Raw genomic sequence first — 24817 nt, forward strand, 5'->3', positions numbered from 1 at the left:
GTACGGTCCTCCACCGCCTCCCCCCGGACGCACGCCGCCGGGCGAAGAAGCTGGCGCGCAGGGCGGACCCCTGGACCGGCGGCCGGCCATAGGAGCCGCGGCTACGACGCCGCCAAGAAGACACCGCACCCACCCCCGGCCGAGCACCCCGCTCGCCCCCGCCCCCCGTGAATGCCGCAGGCCCTGTGCGGCACTCCGGCGGTCGAGGTTGGTGTGGGTGGCCGGGTCGCGGGCCAGGAGCGCGGCCACCTGCTCCTGCGCCGCAGCCTCATGCAGCGCGTCCAGCAGCCCGGCCACGCCGTACGGCTCGTCGAGGTCGGCGTGGGTGGCTTCGTAGTGTGCGGCTTCTGGGATGCCGGTGTGCACAGGGTGCAGCTGGCCAACAAGAGCAGCTGCGGCCGCAGCGCTTCCGCCCGTTGTGGCGTGCTGTAGAGCTGGTCGGCGTCTCGGTACAGGCCGAGGCCTGGCGCGGTGTGGCCGAGGTCCAACACGCCGGCTGGGCTGTCGCGGCCTACTCCTGACGATGCCCCGCGCAGCCGGCACCCCGTGTGGCTCTGCCAGCGTGCCGACGTGCGTGTGACCGGGGGCAGGCATTCAGCGTCCGGGGCTGGCGCGGCTGGGCCGCGGGCACGGTCAGATGACTTCGGCAGCCCCGAAGGTCACAAGCCCGCACCGGCTCTCCATGAAGCCAAAGGGGGTAGCGGTGGCCGGAAGGGGACGCAAGTCGGTAGGCCGATGGCTGCCCGGCTCGGCCCGGTCATAGCAGGCCGGGCTGCTGCCATTCGGCGCCGAGAACGTGGTGGTCGAGGAAGTTGAGGAATGTCTCGTACCACAGGCGCGTGTGGTTCGGCCTCAGGATCCAGTGGTTCTCGTCCGGGAAGTAGAGGTACTTCGCGGGGACTTCGTGGCGCTGCAGTTCCTGGAAGAGCGTGGCGCCCTGCCCGACGGGCACGCGGTAGTCCTTGGCGCCGTGGATGACCAGCATGGGGGTGCGGATCTTCGCGACGTCCAGGTGCGGCGAGTCGGCCTCGTACCGCTCGGGGCGGGTCAGCGGGTCGCCGAAGATCCGCTGGAAGTACCAGGGCACATCGGTGTCGCCCTGGAACATCCGCAGGTCCCACAGGCCCGCATGGCTGATGATCGCCTTGAAGCGGTCCGTGCTGGTGGCGACCCGGTTTGCCATGTATCCGCCGTAGGAGCCGCCGGCGAGCGCAGTACGTGAGGCATCGATGTCGTCCCGGGCCTCGGTCGCGTCGGTCAGCGCGATCACATCCGTGTAGGGGCGCCCGCCCCACTGCCCCCAGCCGCGCCGGTGGTTGATCTGCCCGTAGCCGGTCGACAGGGCCGGATCCGGCAGCAGCACCGCATAACCGCGCGCGGCGAACGGCCAGGGGTTCCACCGCCAGGTCCAGCCGTTCCAGCTGGACTGCGGTCCGCCGTGGACGGCGACGAGCAGCGGAGCGGGCCGCTCGGCGGAGGCGCCCTCGGGCAGCACGAGCCAGCCGCGCAGCACGAACCCGTCGTCCGCCTCCGCGTGCACCTCGGTGAGCGCGCCGGGCAGCTCGCCGACGCCACCCGGGGCGGGCAGCACGGCCGGAGTCTGGTCCACGACGTCGGCGTAGATCCGGACGGGCGTCGGCGGCGCGTCGACCGCATGGCGCAGGGCGTAGAGCGTCCGCCCGTCGGGGGCTACGGCCAGCGAGCCGTACGCACCCGAAGCGGTGAGGCGTGTGACGCCACCGTCCGGGTCGCGCCGGAAGACGGGCGCGTGCCCCTGCTCGTCGGACGTGAAGAAGAGCGTGTCGTCCACCGGTGAACAGGCCACGCCACCAGGCCAGTTGTCGAACCCCGGCAGCAGGTCGCGCACCGCGCCGTCGGCCAGGTCGACCCGGACGAGAGTCGCTTCCCAGGGGTCGTTGTACGTCGGGTAGCGCATCCGGCAGCACACGACGGCCGAACCGTCGTGGGTGAACCGCGGCGCCTCGTAGAGGTGCTCCAAATCACCGACAACGATGATCTCCTCACCGCTCACCGCGTCGGCCACCACCACGGCGGTGCGATGCTCGTCCGGGACCCGCCCGGGCACGAACCGGCGGTACGCGACCCGTGTGCCGTCCGGCGACAACGCCGCGTCCCCCGGATCCTCCAGCCCGATCCCCTGCCCGCCAGCGACGACCGGCTCCGCGTCAACACCGGCACGGATAAAGGTGTGCGGCTCCGCCGGGCCGAGGTCGTGGTCCCAGGCGCGGGTCGGCCCGGCCTCATACAGGATCGCGGTGACCTTCGCCTCCTTTCGCGCCGCGCGCAGCTTGCCGTGCGCCTCGGCGTCAACGGCACCCGGCAGCAGGCCCGCGGTGTGGCACAGCGCGCCTGAGTCCCGGGCGACGGTGACCGCGGCGATCCCGCCTGGGTGCCGGGCCACGACGACGGCCTCCCCGCGCGGCGGAAGCGCCCACAGCGCGGCGCCCTCGTCCTCGTCGCCGTCCGCAGCGGCGCGTCCGGACAGGAAGTACAGCGTCCCGTCCGGACCGAACACCGGCCCCGACTCACCCTTGTCGGACCGGGTCAGCCGCAGCGCGTCGCGCTCCCCGGTCGGATCGATCTCCCACAGACCGGACACGAACCGCGTGCCGTCCCCGGACAGCACCTGCACGGCGGCGACGAGACGAGCGCCATCGACAGACAGCGCAAGGGAGTTGACGCGGGGGCAGGCGACGAGGGCGGACAGGTCACGGAAGGTGGACGGACCACCGGAGGACTCGGTCATGCGGGTGATTGTCGCCCGCTCGCGACGCGGACGGCCAGGGCCATGGCGGACCGGGCGTCTCGCGGCCTGGAACTCGCCGCCCTTCAGCAGCCGGGCTTTCGAGACCGCCCAACCGGGTGGGTGGACCCGCCCCCACCGACTACTCCTCCGCTCCGGCTCGGCGCCGGTGTGGCTCACGGTTGTGCAGGAGCACGCGCCGCCCCTGCGGATGCCGGACGGGACAGCGGGTGACCGAACGACGACGTGCGCCGGGCCAGGGGCGTTCATCCTCGCGCACCTGTCCGGGCAGGCTGTGGCGGCTTTGCAGCAGCCGGGGGCCGTACGGCAGCCGCGCCTCGCGGTGCGCGCCGAGGCGGGCAGCATGGTGTCGGCGGCAGGCGCATCGGGGAGTACCGACAGGTCAGACGGGCAGCCATCGCGGAACAGCGACATCGGCCGTCCCCGTTGCTACACCGTTTCGCCCCCGAATCCTGCGGTCGGGTACCGGTTCTCCGCAACGACGATCCGTCGCAATGGGGGAGCGCACACAGGGAAGTCGACCTTATGGCCCGCAGACTCACCGGCGCAGCCGCCCTGAACTGGACCCTCCATTGGGTTGATGAGGTCCGCGATCAGCGCAAGGAGCTGCCCTCCGGCCGGGCCGGCAAGGCCCAAAGATTGCTTGCGCGAGTAATTTCTACGTATCCTGCGGGAATGCGAGACGACGACGCCTCCGCCCTGACCGATGATGAGCGGAACCTGATCAGGGCGCTCCGCCCGGCGATGGCGGCACTGATGCGAGACTTCGACGACGACCTGCAGCGGTTTCAGCGGATGAGTCACGCCGAGTACATCGCGTTGATGTTCCTGTCCGAGGCGCCCGAGTACACCATGCGGCTGAGCGACCTGGCGGAGCTGTGCCAGCAGTCCGCCTCGGCTGTGGGGCGCACCGTCAAACGTCTGGAAGCCGAGGGGCTCGTCCGGCGGCAGCAGTCCGTCCATGACGCCCGTTCGTTCAATGCCACCCTGACCGAGGCCGGCGTGGCGCGCCTGGAGGAGGCCGTGCCGGTACACGTGGCCAGTGTTCGACGGCACTTCTTCGACCAGCTCGAAGGGGTCGACCTCGGAAAGCTCGCGCTCGCGTTCCAGCGGATCGCACAGAAGGGCTGACCTCGCGAAGGGGGGGCGAGGCCGCGTTGGCCTGGCCCCCCTTGCCGCACCGTTCCGTGGTCAGTGGGTCAGTGCTCAATGGCGCACTGAGCGAGGGCGGTGAACATGGCCGTATCGGCGTAGGCGCCGTCCATACGGCGGTAGGCGTTCGATCCTGCCCCAGGCGTCGAGTGCGAGGGCGGTGATGCCGCGGGGGACCGGGCCGTGGGTGGCGGCCCATTCGTAGCCTCCGCCCGAGTCGTTGCCGAGCACATGCCGTACGGCGGTACCCGCGCCCATGTACGGCAGTATCGACGCGGCCTTCGTCAGGAAGGTTTGGATGCATCGCGGGGAGCCCCGGGATGCACATGCGATCGCCAACGGGCCGACCGCCGTCAGCAGAGCCACGACGAGCAGCAGCCCTCTTCGGCCATCGCTGTCGGCGGGGGCCGCGCGGCGGCTGTCCGCTCCACGGAGAGCCGACCGGTTTCGTCGATGTGCGTCATGCATCCAGCTCTACAAGCCACTTACCCGCGCACGCAAGTAAAGATATTACGTGCGCAAGTAAATTTCGATCAAGAGCGGCTCTTCGGCCTTGATTACTCGCGCACGCAAGCTCATTGTTGTGAGCGCAAGTAAATATCTGCTCGAGAGAGGCCGTCATGGCCACAACGCACACGCATGCCACCGGACATCAGGTGAGGCGCCGCGCCTCGGAGTTGTCTCCCTTCGGCGTGCTGATCCTGCTGGCGGGCGCCTTCCTGCCGATCATGGACTTCTTCATCACCAATGTCGCCCTGCCCAGCATCGACGCGTCGCTACACGCGTCGGCGTCCTCGCTGGAGCTGGTGATCGCCGGATATGGCGTGGCCTACGCCGCCCTGCTGGTCCTGGGCGGTCGGCTGGGCGACCGGTACGGCCGGCACCGGTTGTTCCTCGGCGCGCTCATCGGCTTCGTCCTGGCCTCGCTGGCCTGCGGACTCGCACCGGGCGTCGGCGTGCTGATCGCGGCTCGGATCGTCCAGGGTGCCACCGCGGCGCTGCTGGTGCCGCAGGTGCTGGCGACTTTCCACCACACCCTGGAGGGCGAGCACAAGGCACGTGCCCTGGCCTTGTACGGGGCCACCTCCGGCATCGCCGCAGTCGTCGGCCAGGTGGTCGGCGGGCTGCTGGTCAGCGCGGATATCGCCGGCACGGCCTGGCGGCCGATCTTCCTGGTCAACGTACCGATCGGGATAGTGGTCCTGCTGGTCGCCGCCCGCATCGTGCCGGCCACGCGCTCCGAACACCCCGTCGGTATCGACCTGCCCGGCACGGTTCTGTTCGCCGCCACGCTCGTCGCCCTGCTCCTCCCGCTGACCGAGGGGCACTCACTCGGCTGGCCCTGGTGGACCTGGCTGCTGCTCGCCCTGGCCGTCGTCCTGGGCGCCGTCACCTACGTCGTCGAGAAGGCGGCCGAGCGGCGCGGTGAGGTGCCGCTGCTGCCGCCGTCACTGCTGCGGCTGCCGTCGATGTCCCGAGGCCTGGCCATGGTGCTGGCCTTCAGCATCGGCTTCGGGGCGTTCATGTTCGTCTTCGCGCTGACCGTTCAGGATGGGCTGCACGCCGACGCCCTGCACGGCGGCCTGGCGATCCTGCCGATGGCCCTGCTGTTCTTCGCCGGATCCGTCCTGGCCCCGCGCCTGATCTCCCGCTTCGGACGCGCGGCCCTGTCCGCGGGCGCCGTGCTGCAACTCGCCGGACTCGCATGGCTGGTCGCCGTCCTCGTCGTCGACTGGCCGCACGTCTCCCTGTGGGCCATGGCCGCCCCCCTGGCACTGGTCGGCGCCGGACAGTCGATGCTCTTCGCGGGACTGTTCCGCAGCGTGCTCACCGACGTGCCCGCCCACCTCGGAGGCATCGGCAGCGGCGCGCTGATCACCCTGCAGCAGAGCGGGCTCGCGCTCGGCGTGGCCACGCTCGGCACCTTGTACATCGGCCTCGCGCCGCACGGCGTCTCCCACGCCTTCGCCACCGTCGAGTACGTCCAGATGGGCATCGTGGCCCTCCTGGCTGTCGGCGTCGCCGCACTGCCCCGCTTCACGCAGACCACCTCCCGCACTCCCGTGGTCGAAGCCTGAGAGCGGGCTGGAGGAAGCCATCATGACCACGACCGAACGAACCCCGGAAGCGGTGGAGCCCGCGGCGGACCGACAGGCCGCATTCGCATCCGCCCTGGAGCACCTGGACGCCCTGTACACGGCCGCCCTGCGCATGACCGGCAATCCGGCCGACGCCGAGGACCTGGTCCAGGACACATACGCCAGGGCCTACGTCTCGTTCCACCAGTTCCGTCCCGGCACCAACCTCAAGGCCTGGCTCTACCGCATCCTCACCACCACCTTCCTCAACTCCTGCCGGGCACAAAAGAGCCGGCCGCCGATCGACGCCGCGGCGACGGTCGAGGACCGGCAACTGGCCCGGGCCGAGTCACACACGTCGACGGGGCTGCGCTCCGCGGAGGCCGAGGCACTGGACCGCCTGCCCGACGCGGACGTCAAGGCCGCGCTGCAGACACTGCCCGTCAATGGCCGGATCGCCGTGTACCTCGCCTACGTCGAGGGCTTCACCGTCCGGGAGATCGCCGACATCATGCGGACGCCGACCGGCACGGTGCTGTCCCGGCTGTTCCGGGGACGTAGTCGACTGCGGTCACTGCTGGAGGACCACGCCCGTGCACGCGGGCTCGTTACGGCAGGCCGCGCGCGCGACGGCGAATCCGTCCTGCGCGGCTCACACGAGTCGGCGAAGCGATCCGAGGTCGCCGGGATCGGGGACCGGCGTCCCGTGCCGCGTGGCGCTGATGCCGCATGAACGCTTCGTCGCACGGCGCGGGCTTTGGACCCGCACGCCCCACGTGCCCGGCGGGCATCGGTTCGATCCGGCCGCTGCTGTGCACCACCGACCCGGATCACCATGCCCGCACGGGCCCACCCGCCAAGCCAAGCACGGCGTTCAGCCCTCCTTCGCACTGGGAGACAGCGTGAGTCTGCTCGATCTCTCCAGATGGCAGTTCGCCATCACCGTCATGTTCCATATGACGTTCCCTGCCATCACCGTCGGCCTGTCGGTTCTGTTGTGCGTTCTCTACGGGATGCACTGGCGCACGGACAACCCCGTCTATCTGCAGATGTTCCGCTTCTGGCGGCGTATCTTCGCCGTCGGGTTCGCCATCGGCGTCGTCGCGGGCATCGTGATCACCTTCGAGATGGGCCTCAACTGGGGCGTCTACGCCGCCGAAACCGGTCCCGTGATCGGCCCGATCATCGGCATGGAGGTCGTCACCGCGTTCTTCGTCGAGGCCGGCTTCATCGGGATCCTGCTGTACGGTGACGGCCGCGTGCAGCGGAGAACGATGTTCACCGCCACGGTGATGGTGTCGCTCGGCACGGTCCTCTCCTCGACGTGGATCATCGCCGCCAACTCCTGGCTGCAGACACCGGCCGGGTTCGTCTTCCGGCACGGCCAGTTCGAACCCGTCGACTGGGTGCACGCCATCTTCAACCCGTCGTTCCTCTGGCGCTGGCCGCACATGCTGGCCGCGGTGATGATCTCCGCGAGCTTCTTCGTCGCGGGCATCGGCGCCTACTACCTGGTCAAGGGCAGGGCGCTGGCCTTCGCCCGCCGCTCGGTGTCCATCGCGCTGGGCGTCGCGGCGATCCTGCTGCCCCTGCAACTCTTCCTCGGTGACAACGTCGCCGGCGCGGTGCTTCCCCGCCAGCTGTCCAAGCTGGAGGCCCTGGAAGGCAACTGGGGCAGTACGAACAAGGGGTACGTGATCTTCTCGATCCCCGACCAGCAGGCCGAGCGCAACATCGCCGAGCTCTCCGTCCCCTGCCTGGGCAGCGCCATCGCCAAGGACCTCACCTGTACGACCCCGACTCCCGGTCTCGACCTGACCCCCAAGGCCGACCGCCCCGACATGGCAGCGGTCTTCTGGGGATTTCGCGCCATGTTCTACGCGGCGCTGCTGATGTTCGGCACCGTGTTCTACGCGACGATCCTGCGTCTGCGCCGCAAACTGTGGACCGCACGCCGCTTCCACCGGTTCCTGATGTGGTCGACTCCCGTGGGCATCATCGCCGTGCTCGGTGGGTGGGTGACCGCCGAGTCGGGCCGGCAGCCATGGGTGGTGTTCGGCCATCTCCGTACGTCCGCCGCGGTCTCACGGCTCGCACCCGGCGAACTGCTCTTCTCCGTGGTGGGGTTCTCGCTGCTGTATCTGGTGATGCTGGCCGCGTACGTCGTCTACATCGTGCGCGCCCTGCGGACCGGGCCCGAGCGGGACCACCCCGACCCGGCCGGCGTGCCCCGGCCGGCTCCCCACCCTCTTCCGCAGCCCGGTGCGGTCGCGCCCGGTCCGGCCATGGCAGGCGAGGCGCGATGATGTCCGGCATCTGGTTCGCCCTCATCCTGCTCTGCCTGCTGATGTATGTCGTCCTCGACGGCTACGACCTTGGTATCGGCATCGCCACCCTGCTGGAGCGCGACGCCCGGCACCGGTTCGAGATGCTCGAGCAGGTCGCCCTCACGTGGGATGGCAACGAGACCTGGCTGGTGCTGCTCGGGGTGAGCCTGTGGGCGGGCTTCCCGCCGGCGTTCGGCACGTTGCTGCCCCACGCCTATCTCCCGCTGGTCGTGATGCTTTTCTCGCTGATCGTCCGCGGTGTCGCCGTGGAGATGGCCTCGCAGGCACCGCCCGGCATCGGATGGCAGCGGGCTTTCGGCACAGCCTCGTTGACCGCATCGCTGGCTCAGGGCGCCGTGCTGGGAACGCTGACGGGCGGTCACCATGTCTGGTTCTCCGTACTGACCGCGAGTGCCGTCGCATGCGGCTATCTGGCCCTGGGATGCGCGTATCTGAAGGGGAAGACGACCAGCGGAGTCCGGGCCAGGAGTACGCGTGCCGGCATCGTCGCCACACTGCTCGCGACAGCTCTGGGGACCGCGTGCCTGGTCACCGTTGGAAGCACCCACGCACCGCTGAACCTGCACGGCCCCGGGCGGACGATCGCCTTCGCCGGTCTGCTGCTGTTCGCGACCGTCGGCGCGGTGACCGCGCTGGTGACGCTGCGGTCCGCGGCGAGCGACACCCTGCCCTTCGCCGCGCTCGCGACCGCCACTGTGGCCCTGGCGCTCGCCGTGGTCGTGGCCCGCTACCCCGTGATCCTTCCGCCGGCGCTCACGGTCTCCGGCTCCGTGGCGCCCCGCACCACGATGGCGTTCCTCGCCGTCGGGATCGGACTGAACATGCCACTGATCCTCTTCTACAACTGGTTCGCCCACCACGCCTTCCGGGGCGGGCGGCACGGCGCACCCGACGGCGGCCTCGCACCGCAGGCACAGGAGTAGCCGATGACCACGCACACCCCGATCACGCGCCGGCCGCTGCGAAGGGCAGGGAGGTTCCTGTTGCGGGCCCTGCTCGTCGTCCTGGGCATCGCGGGCGGTCTGTTCTGCTACTTCGTGTGCCAGGGGATGTTCTCCGGCTACCCGAAGTACCACACGGACCTGCTGAGCACGATCGGCCTGCTGATCGTCATGGCCGTCGGCGCCCTCGCCTGGATCCTGGACCACCGGCGGATCGATGACGATGACTGAGCGCCCCGGGACCGCGACCCCGGGCCAGGATCCGCGCGCCTGGCTGGCTGCCGCCGCCGTGCCCGGACACCGCCCGCTGCGGCTCGCCGCCGCGTGCCAGGTCCTGGAGACGGTGTTCACCGTCGTCCAATGGACGGCACTCGCCTGGATCGCGGCCGACGCGCTGAACCATCGCACGCAACCGACCTGGACCCAGGCGGGTTTCCTGCTGCTGGGCGGGCTCCTGGCGGCGGGTGCGACATGGGGCGCGGGCCGGTCACAGGCCGCAGGCCACCGGAGGATCAGCGCCGCCATCCGCAGACGCCTGGTCGCCGGACTTCTGCCCAGCGGATGGCGGCGCGCCGATACCGACGCCGCGACGGCCGCCATGGCGAGTGTGGAACTCGCGGACGACGTGGCCGACCATCACGCCCAGGTCCTGCCGCAGCGACTGGCGGCAGGTGTGTCGATGGCGGTCGTGCTCGGCGTCACCGTGGCGGTGCAGTGGCCGGCCGCGGTGATGCTGCTGCTGGCGAGCCTGCTCGTCCCGCTGAACATGCGCCTGGCCGGGCTGCTCGCCAAGGAGGGCGCCGAGGAGCGGGTCACTGCGACCGCCCGTCTGGGAGCCGTCGTGCTGGACAGCTTCCGCGGCCTGCCCACACTGCGCGGCATCGGCGCGCTGTCCCGCCGTAGGGACGAACTGGTCGACGCGGCAGCGGCGTTGAACGCCACCACGATGGGGATCGTGCGGCGGGCTTTCGTCTCCGGCGCGGTGATGGACGTCGTCGTCACCTTCTCCATCGCGGCCGACGCCACTTACATCGGGCTGTCCCTGCTCGGCTACGTCCACATCGCAGCAGCACCGCGCGTGACACTGTCCGGCGGGCTGCTGACGCTGCTGCTGTGCCCGATGTACTTCCAGCCCCTGCGTTCGCTGGCAGCGGCCTACCACAGCCAGGAGCGGGCGGCCGCGGCCGTGCCCCCTCTGATGAGACTCCTCGCGGAGCCACCGCCGCGGCGGCAGGGCCCGCGCGTGGCCGCCCCGCCCTGCAGCGTCCTCCTCGACGACGTCACCTTCCGATTCCCGCGCGGGGGGTGGCGCGTCATCGGACGTACGAATGCCACGTTCGCGGCGGGACGATGGACGGCCGTCACCGGGCCGTCCGGGGCCGGTAAGACCACCCTGCTCTCACTGATCTCCGGTGCCCGGGAACCGAGCACCGGAACCGTACGGTGGGTGACCGACACCGGGTTCTCGCCCCCGCACCTGGGGGCATGTGCCTGGATCGGCCAGCAGACCGTTCTTCTCCCGGGGTCCGTCGGGGACAACATCCGTCTCGCCCGGCCGTCCGCGAGTCCTGCGGACATCGATCGGGCCGTCGTGGCGGCCGGCCTGGCCGACGTCGTGGCGCGGCTGCCCCACGGCCTGGACACCCCGCTGGGGGAGGGCGGTCGGGGCCTGTCCACCGGCGAGGCCCGCCGGATCGCCATCGCCCGGGCACTTCTGCGCGACGCCGGACTGTGGATCCTCGACGAGCCGACCGCCCATCTCGACGCGGACGCCGAGGCGCTGGTCGTCGACGTGTTGCGCACGGCCTCCCGGGGCCGGACGGTCGTCGTCGCCACCCACTCACTCGCCCTGGCACAGTGCGCCGACACGGTGTTCACCCTCGCCGACGGCACGCTCAGCACCGCACGGGAGGCGACACCCGCATGACAGCCCGCATACCTTCGCGCCCTCGTACCCGGTCGGCCGGCACCGTCCTCGTCGCCGCATCGGGACTCCTGCTCGCCGTCGTGGCCGAGAGCTGCTCGGTCGGACTCGTGGGACTGTCCGGCTGGTTCATCGCCAGTTCGGCCGTGGCCGGAGCCACCGCGTACAGCACCTTCTCCTACCTCGCCCCCAGCGGCGGCGTGCGCGCGCTCGCCCTCGGCAGGATCGCCACCCACTACGCCGCCCGGGTCGTCCTGCACTCCGCCGCTCTGCGCCGGATCACCACGACCCGGCTCGGCTACTACGACCGCGCGGCCACCGGCTCCAGCGGCCACTGGTCCGGACAATCACTCGATCGTGTCATGGCCGATGCCGACACCCAGGGCATGGCCCTCATCCAGGCGACCGCACCGGCCGTCCAGGCAGCCGCTCTCGCCGTGGGAGGCTGCCTGACGGTCGCCCTCGCCGGCTATCCCTCAACAGCCACGGTCGTCGCCGTGACTGCGGCCCTGTGCGCCGCGATCGCGACAGCCACCGCCCACCACATCAACGATCCGGGCAGCAGCCGCAGTGCCCTGCGCACCGAACTCGCCGCCGCCGTCGACGCCTGGCCCGAGACGGCCTCCCTCGGCGTCGCCGACCACCTGGCGCTGCGTACCCGGGAACGCTTGGACGCCTACGAGGAACAGCGGTTCCATGCGGCGGCAGCCACTGCTCGTGCGCTCGGTGCCTGCCGCGTCCTGTCCGCCATGGCGTTGGTCCTGACCGTGCTGTTCGCCGACGCACGAGGCGCCGACGTCACCACGCTCGTCTTCCTCGTCCTGCTCGTCACCGGCGTGCTGGCCAACGCCGAACGCCTCGTCCCGGCAGTGCGCTCACGTGCCCTTGCCGACGGGGCCGCCAGGCGACTGGCCTCGGCGGGCAGCACGGCCGACAGCTCCGGTACGCCCGCGTGCCGGGCCACCTACGACTCCCGCGCGCTGACCGTGACCGGCTATCGAGTGCCTCGATCTTCGCTACGACGCCGACGACGCATCGATGTCACGGTCCCCGTCGGCTCGACCCTGTTCGTCACCGGCGCGTCCGGGAGCGGCAAGACCACTTTCCTCGACGCCCTCGCGAGCGCCCTGCGCGATCCCGGGGGCTCAGCGACATCGGTCACCGTGACCAACGTGCCGGCCGACAACCACCTGTTCACCGGTTCGGTCGCCGACAACATCCGGCTCGCCGACGCCGGCGCGAGCGACGAGGACATCGAAGAACTGCTCACTGCCATGGAGCTCGACCGCAGTGGGCTCACCGGGAACACGAAGGTCGGCGCCGGTGGGCGTGGTCTGTCCGGCGGTGAGCAACGCCGCCTGGCCATCGCGCGCGCCCTCGCGGCCCGTCCCGACATCCTGCTCATAGACGAACCGACCACCGGCCTCGACAACGAAACCGCGAACCGAGTACTCGCAGCCGTGCGCCGCCGACTGCCCCATGCGGTACTCGTCCTGGCCGTGCACGAGGTGCCGGCCGCTGCGGAGGCATTGGGACGGGCCTGGAGCACGGCCGGGCTCGATCGGTAGGAGAGCGGACGCGCGCGGTACATGGCCCGGCCGTGGCCGCTCGCGTTGCGCCCGGAGCGGGTCGTTCACCCGCCCTGTGCCCGCCGCGGCGTTCAACTCTCCGGCTTCGCCGAGGCCGTCGGTCTGGTCAGCTCGAACCAGACCGATTTGCCGCGCCCGCTGGGGGAGTTGCCCCATGACGCGGCCAGGGCGTCGACGATGAGCAGTCCGCGGCCGTGTTCCGATTCGTCGTCCGTCCCACCGGAGGTGAGCACGGGCGCCGGCAGCGGTGGCCGCGGATCGGAGTCGCGTACGTCCACGCGCAGGTGGTCGGCGTATTCGCGCAACCGGACCTCGACCTTGCTGTCGGCGTGCACCAGACCGTTGGTGACCAGTTCGGTGACGGCCAACTCAAGGTCGGGGATGACGGCTTCCCAGTCCCACGATCGTGCCTGTGCCCGCAGGAACCTGCGGACGTCGGCGACCGCACGGAGATCGTGACGATGGACGAACGTCCGTGCCACGCGCTGGCTTCGGTCGGCGCCCAGGCCCAGGAACTGTGCGATCAGCACCGCCGCGTCGTCGTCTCGCCGGTTGCCGCCCGTGATCTCGAGCAGGTGGTCGGCCAGGACCTCCAGTCTCAGGTCGCCGGATGTCGCAAGGCGCGCGTGCAGCGCCTCGATGCCGTCGCCGAGCGGGACCGAATGGGAGCGCACCAGCCCGTCCGTGTACAGCACCAGGACGGTCCCCTCACGCAGTGGGGCCTGTCCCGAGCCGTAGCACGTGTCGGGCCGCACGCCCAGCGGTATCCCCAGGGGCAGTTCGGGGGCCGCGAAGGGACTGCCGGGGTGGCCGAGCAATGGAGCTGGATGTCCCGCGGACGAGATTTCGACGGTTTCGGCTTCCGGGTCCAGCCACACGCAGCAGCATGTGGCGAGCAGGTCGGTGCCGAGGTCCGAGAGGAGCCGGTTGGTGCGGGTGAGTACGTCTGCCGGGCGGTGGCCTTCCGCGGCGTAGGCGCGGACGGCGCTGCGGATCTGGCCCATGGTCGTGGCCGCACGGGGTGAGTGTCCCTCGACGTCGCCGGTGACCAGGCCGATACCGCCGTCGGGGAGGTTGATCACGTCGTACCAGTCGCCGCCGACGGTACCGGTCGTCGGCGTGACGTAACGGGCGGCGATGTCCATCTCACTGTGCTGGGGGAGGGCAGGGGGCAGCAGGCTTTGCTGCAGTTCCTGGGCCAGCCGGCGTTCGGTCTCGAACTGCCGTGCCCGGCCGATGGCTTGGGCCAGCAGCTGGGCCATCCTGGTCAGGGCGGCCCGTTCGTCCGCCTTGAAGGTGTGTCGGTGGTCGAAGCCCAGGGCGAGGGTTCCGGCGGTGTGGTCGTCGATCGCCAGGGGGAGCAGACAGTAGGCCGTGATCGGTTCGTCCGTGTCCACGGCCTCGAAGAAGAGGGGCCGGTCCGGGGGCGACGGCCCTGCGTCGTTGCTCGTCTCCTCTTCCAGCGTGCCCGTCGAGGCATTCACGAGCCGCGCCGCGAGCGCAGGGCCGACTCCCTCGTAGCCCAGCAGCCGTGGCCGTCCTTCGTCGACGACCGAGATGGCAAGGCACCGGGCTCCGAAGGGTTCCATGATCCGTGCGATTGCCGTCTCGACGACGTCCCGCAGGCCCGGGGCCTGGCTGAGCTCGGCGGAGAGTCGGCCGATCTGGTAGACGAGCGACAGACTCACCGACTCGAGCAGAGCGTCCTCTCCCGTGGGGCGAGCCAGGATGAACCTCGGTACGCCAGGAAAGTGCCGTCTAGGGGGCAGGCCGCCCCGCCGGAGCAGGGCACGGGAGAGCTCGGCCACGAGGCTCTTGCAGCGGTGCCGCACCCTGGCCGACTTGGCCGCCCAGCCGACAGGGTCGGCCCACACCAGCACGATGACCCCGAAGGACCGCCCCTCGTCGTCGGTCAACGGGGTGGCGACCATCGCGTACGGGAACGGCATGGCCGGGCGGACACCGCTGGGCGTCTCACTCCGGACCCGGACACACTGGCGGCCGGTGCGGTAGGCGACGGCTCCGGTGTACCGGTCGTCGTCCACCGGGTGGCGATCCGCCACGGTGAAGACCGACAGCGGGTCGCCCACCACGATGATGTTGGCCAGCGCCCGGCCACCCTCCAGCGGGACCATCGCGGTACCGGTGGTTGCCTGAAGCTCGTACACCGCATGCTGCAGCGTTGCGGCGAGCATCCGGTCCTCGGCGCTGAGAGCCGTCATGGGGCCGGCCGCTCTCGCGAGATTTGCCTCGTCTCTCATTGCTGCTCCAGGGGCCGATCCCCTTGTTCGAGGCTATACCGCAATGCTTCTGCGCTCGCATCGGCCGGTTCGCCCACAAAGGCCCGGTCGTGCTTTGCCCAGTGTGCGCACAAAGATGCGTCAGCTCTGGGGTGCGTGAGCGCCCAGCACAGCGTGCCGGACGCAAGGGCCGACGGTCGCGACGGAACGGGCCGGGGCGCACTGGACGGCTTGCGCATCGCCGACGCGCTGGAACTCGCCGTCCGGGACGCCACCTCTGCCGTCGTTCTCGTCTCCGCGACGACGGATGGCAGGGAGATGGCCGGGCGTCTCGCTGCGCGCCTGGACGCCGGGTGGTTGATCGATGCGGTCGACGTGGATCCGTCCGGCGTCGTCACCCAGGTCGTCTTCGGCGGGTCGTGCACCGTGCGCTCGCAGGTCAACCACGGCATTCGGGTCGTTGCCGTGCGGCCGGGCGCCTTCGAGCCGGAGGAGTAATTCGTGGAGGCGGGGGAGTGGGAGCTCTTCGCGCCGCCGGTCGGCCATGCGGCATCCGGTCGTGTCACCGCCCGGCGGGCCGTGCTCGCGGGCGACAGTCCAGGGCTCACCGAGGCGAGCGTCGTCGTTTCCGGAGGCCGCGGGGTCGCGGGAGCGGACGGTTTCAAGGTGGTCGAGGACCTGGCCGATGCCCTGGGCGACGTGGTGGGCGCCTCGCGCGCTGCGGTGAATGCCGGTTACTACCTGCACCAGTTCCGAGGCGCCGATCCTCGACCTGACCGACTACGGCGTGGTCGGCGCCCTGTTCTTGGTGGCTCCCCAGCTGACGCAGGAAGTGGCCGCCCGGCGCGCGGGCAGCCGACACAGCCTCTCGGGGAGGCCGAATTCGAGGTCCGGGCCGTCCGGTCCGGGCCAGGAGGGAGAGACACCGTGCGGTTTGCCGAGGGGCCGAGGGTCGGCTGTGATGTTCAGATAGAGGCGGAGCCCTCGCGGGTGTGGTGTGTGATGACGGACATCGGTCTGCCGGCCCGGCTGAGCCCCGAACTGCAGCGTGTGCAATGGCTCGACGGTGCGGAAGGGCCGACGGTCGGGGCACGCTTCGCCGGGTACAACCACCATCGGTTGATCGGCGACTGGCGGACGGTCTCGCATGTCGTCGAGCTGGAGGAGCAGCGGGTGTTCGGCTGGGTGGTCGTCGAGCCCGACGGCCGGTTCGGCGACCCCGCACCAGATCCCTCGGAGCCCCTGGCCACCTGGCGCTTTGAGGTCGAGACGGAGGGGACCGGCAGCAGGCTGCGGCAGGTCGCCCGGATCGGGCCGGGCCGCTCCGGGATCAGTCTGGCGATCGACTGTACGCCGGAACGGGAGGAGGCGATCGTGGCCTTCCGTCTTGCCGAGCTCCGCACGAACATCGAAGCCACATTGCTCGGCATCAAGGCGCTCGCCGAAGAAGCCCGCTGAAGGGCGTCGCAGCCTGAGCCGTGCCAGTTCCAGACCAGCCGACAACACCTCGACGAAGCAGTGATGTGCCCGTGCCCACTGAACACGCCTGCCAGTCCGCGGCGGAACTCGCCGCACAGCACCTCGACTCGCTGCGCCCCTTCCTGCAACCCGGTCATCCGCAGGGGGAAGGGACGGGCGGCATCGGCGAGTGGCCGCTGGGCGCATCGGTCCTGCTCGTCGTCCTCGCCGGCCTCCAAGCCGATCGGCCCGGTGAGCTGACGCACTGGCACGCCTGTGCCGGCGACCGGATCCGCGAGGCTCTTGTCCTGCCCGCCGGGACCGAGGGACTCCGGCCGGGGCGGCAGCCTCGGGGATGGGAGGCGTTGGCTCTCTTGCAGCAAAAGGCACAAGAGCTGCTTACCGACCTGGCCAACGGCAGCAGCCTGGGCCGGCCGGGCGAGCTGTCGAGGCAGCTGGCGCTGGTGGAGGACGCGTTCGCCGGGGTCCTGCGGCGGATGGCTGTGCCGGGGAGGCAGCAACGCGATGCGCTGCTGCGCTTGCGGAGGCTGCCGGTTCACCGTTCGGCCTGGGCCCGTCCGCGCCCCCGCCCCCGCCCCCGCCACCCCGCCACAGTCCACCTCCGCCCGCGGCCCAGCCGGCCACGAAGCCTCCTCTCCCACCCGACTTGACCGCGAGCATCCTCTTCTAGCTCGGTCTTCAACACGGCCATACTGTCGCTCGGCGGCCTGGACGAAGTCCCTGCGGTGGTTCCCGCGGCCGACCTCGACGCCCGGCGAGAGCCCGGCCGGTGCGGTGGGGCGGGCGGCGACCATGCAGGGCGGGACTCCGCAGCCGTTATCGGCGTATCACGCGGCCAGACGCCGGAACCGGCTGCCGTGGAACACCAGCGGTGCCCGTTCGGGTTCGGCCTTCAGACCGTGGATCTCCAGCAGCACGATCGTGTGGTCGCCGCCCGGGAGCTCGGCGTGGATCGAGCAGTCCAGCCATAGGGCGGCACCGAGGACGTACACGCTGCCGTCCTCACCGGCTTCCCAGCCTACGTCCGCGAACCGGTCGCCGTTCTTGGTGGCCAGCGAACGGCAGACCAGATCCTGTCCCTCGGCCAGGACGCTCAGGCCCAGGCGGCTCTGCTTGCGCAGCCTCGGCCAGGTCGACGAGGTGTCCTGGACGCAGACCGACACCAGAGGCGGTTGAAGGGAGACCGGGGTGAACGTACTCGCGGCCATGCCCACCGGCGTACCCGAATCAAGCGCGCACAGAGCCGTCACCCCCGACGGGAAGCAGCCGAACGCCTGGCGCAGCACGACGGGATCAGTCGGTGTCGCGACGAGCGGGCTCATCGGGCGTCCTGCTGACCGGAAAGCACGGCGCCAAGACGCCGCAACGAGCCGTTGTTGCCCGCCACGTGCTGGGCGACGCAGCGGACGTCGCGCCAGCGGCGCTGCAACGGGTGGGCGCTGTAGAGCCCAGAACTGCCCGACAGCGTCATGATCTCGTTGAGGATGCGGCTGCCCTCGTGGTGGATGTGCTGGTGGCCGCCGGTGTAGCTGAACCACTCGACCGCGGTGGGCTCCTCACCTACGAGCGCCCGGTCCATGACGACGCGCCCGGTCTGCTCCAGCAAGGCGTTCAGCGCCGCCGTGCGCAGGTGCAGCTCGGCGAACTTCTCCTGGAACACCGGGTCCGCGCCGATGACCACCCCGGGGTTGAACGCCGGCCGCTTGGTGGCGGCCAGTTCCGCGAGGTCGCCGAGCGCACCCTCCAGGCAGCCGATGATGACGGCGTCGTGCGAGGCACCGGTGGCGGTGTACGGCAGGCCGTAGAAGGGGGCGGGGATGTTGTTGTCGCCCACCAGCGGCCCTGTGAAGCGCTCGGGCACGAAGACGTCGTCCATCGTGAAGTCCGTGCTCTGCGTGGCCCGCAGGCCTACCGCGTCCCAGGTGTCGAGGAACGTGGCCTGCTGGGGGCGGATCAGCGCGACACGGATGTCCGGGCGGCCGTCCGGCAGCGGGGGAGCGCCGTCGATCACGAAGCCCGCGAGTACCCAGTCCGGGGTGAACGAGCCACTGGCCAGCGGCCAGCGCCCGCTGAGGCGGTAGCCGCCCTCCACCGGGGTCGCTTTGCCCTTCGGGGCTATCGCCCCACGGAGCATCAGGTCGGCGCTGTTGCTGAACAGCTTCTTCTCAAGTGTCTCCCGGGGCAGGGACCGTACGAAGAACCAGGCCATCGACGCTGCCTGGACGGTCCAGCCGGTCGAGCCGTCTGCCCGCGAGAGCTCCCGGACCACCCGAGCGCTCTCCACGAGGTCGAGCTGCTCGCCGCCCCATGCCTTGGGCAGGCTCATCCGGAACACACCGGCCTCACGCAGAGCGGTGATGATCTCCGCGGGAACGGCCCGGGCGGCCTCGGCCTCGGCGGAACGTGCCGCGATCTCGGGCAGGTGGGCGCGCACGCGGCCGAGCACGCCCTGGTCGGCTTCCTGGTCGTGGGATGAGGTGGACTCGAGCAATGTCGTCATGATCGATCCTTGTGAATGCGTGCGGTCATTGAGCATCAGACCCGCGTGTGGTTGATGGGGCGTCTTACATGGCTTGCGAAAACGGCTCGTCCGGCGCGAGGACGACGGAACGTCGGCCCGAGGCGCCCGGTCACTGCTCGCATGATGTGAGGGGTGGCGCAGGTCCTGCTTGTGTCCGGGAGCACCGGTAAGTTGCGTGGCTGAGAACACGTGCCCGGGACCGGTTGCAGATCGGCCGGCCAGACTTACCATTCCTCGCCAGGAGTGCCGTCCGAGCCGTCCCTCGGGGGCCGGACGTGCCGGGAGGAGAGCCGCATGCCCCGGATCACGACGCCGAGCGACGGCACGGCCAGCGACAGACTGGAATGCTGGCGGGACGCCGTCAGCCGGAACCTCGTGCCCCTGGAGGTCCTGCCGCGCGAGAGCGCCGACTTCAGTGCATCACTGCACGCCGTGAGGGTCGGCCGGGTACAGATGTCGGTCATCTCGGCCGCGCCGCACAGCATCGCGCGCACCCGCCGGCACATCGCCTCCGACGCACCCGACTTCTTCCAGCTCACTGTGCAGCTGACCGGGCAGGGCGTGCTGACCCAGCGGGACCGCCAGGCCCAGGTGGGGCCGGGTGAACTGGTCATCTACGACACGCGCCGCCCGTTCACCTACGACCTCCGCCAGTCCCACACCGGTCTGGTGCTGATGTTCCCACGGGCCATGCTGCCGTTGGCGGACCGGGATCTGGCGCGCGTGACGGCGACTCCGGTGCCCTGTCACGACGGCCTCGGTCAGGTCGTACTGCCTCTCCTGCACGGGTTGGCGCGGCAGATGGAGCACCTGGAGTCCCGCGGCACTCCGCGGCTCGCGGACAACGTGGTCGACCTGGTCGGCACCCTGCTCGCGGAGTACGCCGACGCGGACCGGACAACCGAAGAGGCCGGCCCGGGCCTGCTCACTGAGCGCGTCCTCCTCTACATGGAGCAGCGGCTCGCCGACCCCGTGCTGAGCCCTGAGGGGATTGCGGCCGCCCACCGCATCTCCCGCCGCTATCTGTACAAGTTGCTGGCGGCGCAGGGGTACACGGTCTCGGGCTGGATCCGGGAGCAACGTCTTGCGCGCTGCCGACGCGACCTCACCGATCCGGCCCTGGACCACCTTCCCGTCGGTGTCATCGGCGGGCGCTGGGGCTTCGCCGACCCGGCCCACTTCAGCCACGCCTTCAAGGCGGCGTACGGCATGAGTCCCCGGGCGGCGCGCAAGGCGCGTCCATGACCTCAGCCGGTGTGCGCTCAACACGCGAGGGCGCGGCGCGCTCCCTGGCCGAGCTGGTCAGGGCCCTTCAGTCACCCGCGAGCCGGAGAGATGAGGACCGCTCTCGGCCTCCTGGAAACCTCCGTGCAGGGCCTCCACGACAGGACTCTTGATGTCCGACAACCGGGGCGAGCCGTTGGACGAAGTGATGGAGCGCTACATCGAGTTGTCCAGCCGGGCGGGCTGACGCTGGTGGCGGCCGCCCCGAGCGTCGGCGGGAGCCTGCTGGGGCTTGCCGCCGCACGGCAGTCCGCGCTCGTCGACCGCCGCACGGTCCTGTTCGCGCCGTCGGGGCCGAACCGGGACGACACGTCCGTCGAATGATCTCCGCCGAGACCGGCGGCGACTACCCGCGCCTGAACCAGGGCCGCCTGACCGAGCAGGAGCAGCAGATCGCCCATCAACTGAAAATTCGCCGGCGCACCCGGGCACGGTGGCGACCGCGCTGGCGCGCCACGAGGAACTGGCGGTGGTCGCGGCGACGACCGGCCCGACGAACCTGGTCGCCCACGCGCTGTGCCGGGACGCGGAGGCGCTCCACACGTACCTGACGCGGCGTTTGACGCGGTCGGCGATAACGCGCATCGAAACGGCTCCGTCGCTGCGCACGTACAAGGCTGCAGCGACACTGCGGACGTCCTGACCTCCGCCCCGGCTCAGGTGGTGCCCGCATGCCCGCTACGACACCGGCACCACCGCCAGGTCACCACGAGTTATCAGCAGCTGGGGAGGACCGCTCTCAATTACGCACATCGGGCTGTCCTGCTCCGTGGCCGCGGCGGAACGCGGTTGCCGCAATCCCTCGCCGCGTCCGGTTCAGACGTCACGGCCCGGTACGTGGTGGGAAGACCAGCAGAGCCCAGAACCGGGGCTCGGTTCAGCGGCGGCCGAACGGCCACCAGCCCCGGCGTGTCCGGCTGCGTGGGGTAGCCGTCGGCCGTGATGGTGCTGGAGGTCGTGGCGGCGGCGGGGGATGCGCCGGGGGCCTGCGCCGTTCACAGGTGTTATTCACCATGCGTCCCGCCGGGTATGTGGTGTGGGCGCTTGTGAAAGACGTTGATAGTTCGGAACTCATGATCTTCACGCCCTGGCGGGCTGAGCGGCTACGCCAAACCGTCGCTGGTGAGCGCTTGCTGTGCTCGTTCCAGAGCGCAGACCGCTCGGCAGGTGGCCTGCGATGCCACGGCGAAGCCTATGACCCGCTTCAGCCGTCCCCCGGACGCGACCGCACCAGGCCCATCAGTCCGCTCCGCCGACAACACGCCGTGACATCTGCCGCGCGCTTCCCGCTCGTCTAACGTTGACTTCGGGGGTCCGCTGCTGCGGGCCCCGCTGAGCACCCGGTCAAGGTACGGGAGGCGCCATGCGCAGCGATCACGCCGCTCGGACTATTAAAGCCGCAGCGCTCATCTGCATCGTCTGCCTGGTTGGCGCCTGCAACCCCGGCACAGGATCCAGTCCGGAGACGAAAACTGGTGCATCAGCGCAGGCGGCCGCTTCGTCGGCTCCCGCCGCGGATCTTCCTTCCACCGGCCAACTGAGCTCGGCGCTATTGAATGCCGACGAGTTGGGGCCCGCCTTCACCCAAGAGCCGACCGCTAGTCCATCGCCCTCCAGGCCGGAAGACGGCAAGGACAGCCGATTCGAAGGCTGCCAGCCCTTGGCACGGCTGCTCAATGCAGACGATGAGCACCCGAACTATCCCGGGGCAACGGCGACATTCGCGAGTCGCAACGGACTGGCTACCGTGTTTGAAGCGCTGACCGCCCAGCCGCCCGACGTTCTCGACGCTGAGTATGGGCAAGCCAAACATGCTCTGGAAGCCTGTGACTCCATCATTCTGATGGCCGCTGGTCAAACGATAAAGTTTTCGCTGACGCCGATTCGCTTTGGCGGCCCGGATTCGTCCGCTGTGCGCATGGATGCCCACCTTCGAGGAGTACTCATCAACGGCTATATCGCGATCGAGCAGCTCAGCCAGAGTATCGCCCTGACATTTTCGTTCTTCCAAGTCGGCGGGGGCTCATCGCAGCTGGCGAGCGCCTTCTACCAGCGCGCCGCCGACAAAGCCCGGACAGCTCTCAACCTCCAACCGTCTTGATCACTAGCATCGGCACAACCGCGACAGACGCGTGAGCATGAGCCTATGAGCACGCGCTAATCTGCTCCTCACCGCGGAGGCTGCCCGTACTGCTCCTGGCCATGGCCGACACGATCTCTACCTGCGACCCATCGTGATCTACGGCGCCACCCTGAACGATGGCCCGCATCGACGAGGCGTTGCGCGCCGCCCTGGACCTGTAGTCGCCCGCACCAGAGAACCGGTGCTGCGATGCCGAGGTCATACGGAGGCCGCCCCAAAGGCCTGCCGGTTCGACGACCTTCGTCTTCTCCGACCAGCACAGCGGCAAGCGGGCCGCTCGTGACCAGCCGCTCGTAGGCACCGGCACCGGCACCGGCGGAGAGTCCGAGCGCTGTTACGCACCTTCGGGTGACGGCCCTCGCAGCTGCTGGGGGGCGCGTCCCGGCGGTCGCGGGGGACGGCCAAGGCCCATACGGGGGCGTCTGCATGGCGGGCCTCCTTCGATGCGTTTTCGGCACCGCAAGCCGAGAGATGGGTAGCGGTCGCACCGCGCACCATCTCACCGGCGCTGGACCCCGACGCGTCCCAGGAGGCGTGGGAGTGTCTGTACGACGGCCGCATCGCGACGAGGAAAGCACTCCTGCGTGCCGGGCCCTGCATGGTGACGCTTACTGGCTCTAACAAAAGCGAGTTGATCATGTGACTGTCGGTCTGGTTGCTCGTTGATGAGGGCATGGGGAAGCGTCAGTCGCGGCCGTGGATCGTGTCGGACGAACTGTGGTCGATGATCGAGCCGTTGTTGCCAGAGCCGGCGCCGTAGCTGGTGGAGGGACGGCCGCGAGTGCCCGACCGGCAGGCCTTGTGCGGCATCCTGTTCGTGCTGCACACCGGGATCCAGTGGGAGTACCTGCCCCAGGAGCTGGGCTTCGGCTCGGGCATGACCTGCTGGCGCCGCCTCGCTGCCTGGAACGAGGCCGGCGTCTGGGAGAAGCTGCACCAACTGCTGCTGAACAAGCTTCGGTCGAAGAACCAGCTGGACTGGTCGCGGGCGGTGATCGACTCCTCCCACGTCCGGGCCGCACGCAGGGGCCCAAAAGCGGTCCCAGCCCGGTTGACCGCGCACGTCCGGGCAGCAAACACCACATCATCACCGACGGGCAGGGCATCCCGCTCGCGGTGTCACTGACCGGCGGAAACCGCAACGACGTCACCCAACTCCTGCCCCTGCTGGACAAGATCCCGGCAGTGGCGGGCGTCGTCGGCCGACCGCGTCGGCGGCCCGACATACTCTTCGCGGACCGCGGCTACGACCACGACAAGTACCGCCGGCTCCTGCGGCAACGCGGCATCCAGCCTGCGATCGCCGAACGGGGACAGCCGCACGGCACCGGTCTGGGCACTTTCCGCTGGGTCGTCGAGCGGACGATCTCCTGGCTGCACGGCTTCCGGCGCCTGCGCATCCGCTGGGAACGCCGCGACGACATCCACGAAGCCTTCCTCGGAATCGCCGTTTGCCTGATCACCCACCGCCACGTCCAGAGGCTTTGTTAGGGCCAGTAACTCAGGCCGGAACCCGCATCACCTGGACGATCCAACCAGCCCTCTTCCTGCCCCTCACACACCGCCAGGGCCTCGACATCCCAGCCTGCGCGAACCAGTTCAAGCCCCGTAGGGCCTTCACAGGTGCTGCTTCTCATTAGAGTGCCCGCATGACCGACTCAGACGTACGCGGGACGAGACGCAGGCTCAGGCGCATCGAAGATCTCACCGACGTGTACGACTTCCTGGAGGAAGTACGACTCCGTCCGGGCATGTGGGTCCGCAGCAACTCCTTGCAGCACCTGGACTCCATGCTCACCGGCTACCGCCTTGCGCTAGGGATCCACGACATCGCGGAGCCGTTCGACTTCTGGACCCCAGGCAGCCAGAGCCGCTTCTCTGAGTGGCTATGTCAGCGCCAGTGCCGCCCTTCCTCCCTCGGCTGGGCCGCAGAGATCGAACGTGAAGCAGAGCGGTCCGGCAGGCCCGCCATGGAGATGTTCTTCGAGCTCCTGGACGAGTTCCGAGCCGATGCCAAGCCCGACAGGCACTCTCGGGCAGAGACCCAACAGGCCCACGTTTCAGACTGAGTTACAAATTTCTCAACTGGTTCAAACCCCGGCTGCGCCCCGCTCCGCCGGCCGCGCATCCCGGCTCTGGCTGCGCCCGCGCTCCTGCCTTCGGCCCGCTCGGCGCTGCCGCCGCCGACGCGCGCCCACATGTGGATAGGGCCGGTGGCCATGAGCCGATCACTCTATAGACCGGCCAGCGGTCAAGACGATGCCTCCGGCGGGGATGGGCCGGGGCACCGGGTGGAGGGGCGCCGTTCCCGGCTGCGGGCCCGTAGTGGCGTG

22 protein-coding genes and 2 pseudogenes are annotated in these 24817 nt (G+C 70.0%); 19 read left to right on the top strand and 5 right to left on the bottom strand.

Features of this window, described 5'->3' with window-relative positions; genetic code table 11:
• Window positions 1-171: 171 nt before the first annotated feature.
• A complete protein-coding gene (locus tag M2157_RS47120; protein ID WP_280859342.1) occupies window positions 172-432 on the top strand; it encodes a hypothetical protein in 261 nt (86 codons plus the stop codon).
• A 325-nt stretch (window positions 433-757) separates the two neighbouring features.
• Here M2157_RS47120 and M2157_RS47125 read toward each other — a convergent pair whose 3' ends face one another.
• Window positions 758-2767 (bottom strand): S9 family peptidase, encoded by a 2010-nt coding sequence (locus tag M2157_RS47125; RefSeq protein WP_280868564.1) that lies wholly within the window; start codon window positions 2765-2767, stop codon window positions 758-760.
• Window positions 2768-3310: 543 nt separating this feature from the next.
• Here M2157_RS47125 and M2157_RS47130 point away from each other — a divergent pair.
• Window positions 3311-3916, top strand: coding sequence for a MarR family transcriptional regulator (locus tag M2157_RS47130; RefSeq protein WP_280868565.1), 606 nt, complete (start codon window positions 3311-3313; stop codon window positions 3914-3916).
• A 75-nt stretch (window positions 3917-3991) separates the two neighbouring features.
• On the opposite strand, the gene M2157_RS47135 is transcribed toward M2157_RS47130, so the two are convergent.
• Window positions 3992-4195 carry a hypothetical protein gene (locus tag M2157_RS47135; RefSeq protein ID WP_280868566.1) on the bottom strand — a complete coding sequence of 68 codons (204 nt, stop codon included), beginning with the start codon at window positions 4193-4195 and terminating at the stop codon, window positions 3992-3994.
• 362 nt (window positions 4196-4557) lie between these two features.
• Here M2157_RS47135 and M2157_RS47140 point away from each other — a divergent pair, with 362 nt between their 5' ends.
• The 7 genes from M2157_RS47140 to M2157_RS47170 all read left to right on the top strand — a co-directional run bounded on the left by M2157_RS47140 (window position 4558) and on the right by M2157_RS47170 (window position 12796).
• Window positions 4558-6015: an MFS transporter gene (locus M2157_RS47140; protein WP_280859338.1), complete on the top strand. Its 1458-nt coding sequence runs from the start codon at window positions 4558-4560 to the stop codon at window positions 6013-6015.
• 22 nt (window positions 6016-6037) lie between these two features.
• Complete coding sequence (locus tag M2157_RS47145) at window positions 6038-6748, top strand: sigma-70 family RNA polymerase sigma factor (RefSeq protein ID WP_280868567.1); 711 nt, start codon at window positions 6038-6040, stop codon at window positions 6746-6748.
• 169 nt (window positions 6749-6917) lie between these two features.
• Window positions 6918-8321 carry a cytochrome ubiquinol oxidase subunit I gene (locus tag M2157_RS47150; protein WP_280868568.1) on the top strand — a complete coding sequence of 468 codons (1404 nt, stop codon included), beginning with the start codon at window positions 6918-6920 and terminating at the stop codon, window positions 8319-8321.
• Window positions 8318-9286, top strand: coding sequence for a cytochrome d ubiquinol oxidase subunit II (locus M2157_RS47155; protein ID WP_280859335.1), 969 nt, complete (start codon window positions 8318-8320; stop codon window positions 9284-9286). The genes M2157_RS47150 and M2157_RS47155 overlap by 4 nt, the downstream gene beginning before the upstream one ends.
• 3 nt (window positions 9287-9289) lie before the next feature.
• Window positions 9290-9535, top strand: coding sequence for a hypothetical protein (locus M2157_RS47160; RefSeq protein WP_280859334.1), 246 nt, complete (start codon window positions 9290-9292; stop codon window positions 9533-9535).
• Entirely contained in the window at window positions 9528-11231 is a 1704-nt protein-coding gene (locus M2157_RS47165; protein WP_280868569.1) for an ATP-binding cassette domain-containing protein, read from the top strand. Before M2157_RS47160 ends, M2157_RS47165 begins: the two co-directional genes overlap by 8 nt.
• Window positions 11228-12796 carry an ATP-binding cassette domain-containing protein gene (locus M2157_RS47170; protein WP_280859332.1) on the top strand — a complete coding sequence of 523 codons (1569 nt, stop codon included), beginning with the start codon at window positions 11228-11230 and terminating at the stop codon, window positions 12794-12796. Before M2157_RS47165 ends, M2157_RS47170 begins: the two co-directional genes overlap by 4 nt.
• Window positions 12797-12888: 92 nt before the next feature.
• Here the strand turns inward: M2157_RS47170 and M2157_RS47175 are convergent, their stop codons facing one another.
• Window positions 12889-15078: a SpoIIE family protein phosphatase gene (locus tag M2157_RS47175; RefSeq protein ID WP_280868570.1), complete on the bottom strand. Its 2190-nt coding sequence runs from the start codon at window positions 15076-15078 to the stop codon at window positions 12889-12891.
• A gap of 135 nt (window positions 15079-15213) precedes the next feature.
• Here M2157_RS47175 and M2157_RS47180 point away from each other — a divergent pair, with 135 nt between their 5' ends.
• The 3 genes from M2157_RS47180 (at window position 15214) to M2157_RS47190 (ending at window position 17186) form a co-directional block, all read left to right on the top strand.
• Complete coding sequence (locus M2157_RS47180) at window positions 15214-15555, top strand: hypothetical protein (protein ID WP_280868571.1); 342 nt, start codon at window positions 15214-15216, stop codon at window positions 15553-15555.
• A 429-nt stretch (window positions 15556-15984) separates the two neighbouring features.
• On the top strand, window positions 15985-16515 hold the full coding sequence (locus M2157_RS47185; RefSeq protein WP_280868572.1) for an SRPBCC family protein: 531 nt from the start codon (window positions 15985-15987) through the stop codon (window positions 16513-16515).
• 71 nt (window positions 16516-16586) lie between these two features.
• Window positions 16587-17186, top strand: a complete 600-nt coding sequence (locus M2157_RS47190) for a hypothetical protein (RefSeq protein WP_280868573.1) — start codon at window positions 16587-16589, stop codon at window positions 17184-17186.
• Between the two features lie 177 nt (window positions 17187-17363).
• Here the strand turns inward: M2157_RS47190 and M2157_RS47195 are convergent, their stop codons facing one another.
• Together M2157_RS47195 and M2157_RS47200 are read right to left on the bottom strand one after the other, a co-directional pair.
• On the bottom strand, window positions 17364-17858 hold the full coding sequence (locus tag M2157_RS47195) for a flavin reductase family protein (RefSeq protein ID WP_280868574.1): 495 nt from the start codon (window positions 17856-17858) through the stop codon (window positions 17364-17366).
• Complete coding sequence (locus tag M2157_RS47200; protein WP_280868575.1) at window positions 17855-19036, bottom strand: acyl-CoA dehydrogenase family protein; 1182 nt, start codon at window positions 19034-19036, stop codon at window positions 17855-17857. The genes M2157_RS47195 and M2157_RS47200 overlap by 4 nt, the downstream gene beginning before the upstream one ends.
• Before the next feature lie 315 nt (window positions 19037-19351).
• On the opposite strand from M2157_RS47200, the gene M2157_RS47205 reads away from it, so the two are divergent.
• From M2157_RS47205 to M2157_RS47235, 7 genes and pseudogenes are all read left to right on the top strand, one after another.
• A complete protein-coding gene (locus M2157_RS47205) occupies window positions 19352-20302 on the top strand; it encodes a helix-turn-helix domain-containing protein (protein ID WP_280859327.1) in 951 nt (316 codons plus the stop codon).
• Between the two features lie 231 nt (window positions 20303-20533).
• Window positions 20534-20665 carry a hypothetical protein gene (locus M2157_RS47210; RefSeq protein ID WP_280868793.1) on the top strand — a complete coding sequence of 44 codons (132 nt, stop codon included), beginning with the start codon at window positions 20534-20536 and terminating at the stop codon, window positions 20663-20665.
• Between the two features lie 109 nt (window positions 20666-20774).
• Window positions 20775-20984, top strand: a complete 210-nt coding sequence (locus M2157_RS47215; protein ID WP_348541847.1) for an Lrp/AsnC ligand binding domain-containing protein — start codon at window positions 20775-20777, stop codon at window positions 20982-20984.
• 720 nt (window positions 20985-21704) lie between these two features.
• Entirely contained in the window at window positions 21705-22442 is a 738-nt protein-coding gene (locus M2157_RS47220; protein WP_280859326.1) for a hypothetical protein, read from the top strand.
• Window positions 22443-22914: 472 nt separating this feature from the next.
• Window positions 22915-23106, top strand: a pseudogene (locus M2157_RS47225) (hypothetical protein); the annotation flags it as partial.
• Window positions 23107-23157: 51 nt separating this feature from the next.
• A pseudogene (locus M2157_RS47230) lies at window positions 23158-23975 on the top strand (IS5 family transposase).
• A gap of 158 nt (window positions 23976-24133) precedes the next feature.
• Window positions 24134-24553 (top strand): hypothetical protein, encoded by a 420-nt coding sequence (locus M2157_RS47235; protein WP_280859324.1) that lies wholly within the window; start codon window positions 24134-24136, stop codon window positions 24551-24553.
• Window positions 24554-24817: the final 264 nt, after the last annotated feature.

Origin of the sequence: Streptomyces sp. SAI-127 (genome assembly GCF_029894425.1) — a bacterium.
Classification (GTDB): Bacteria; Actinomycetota; Actinomycetes; order Streptomycetales; family Streptomycetaceae; genus Streptomyces.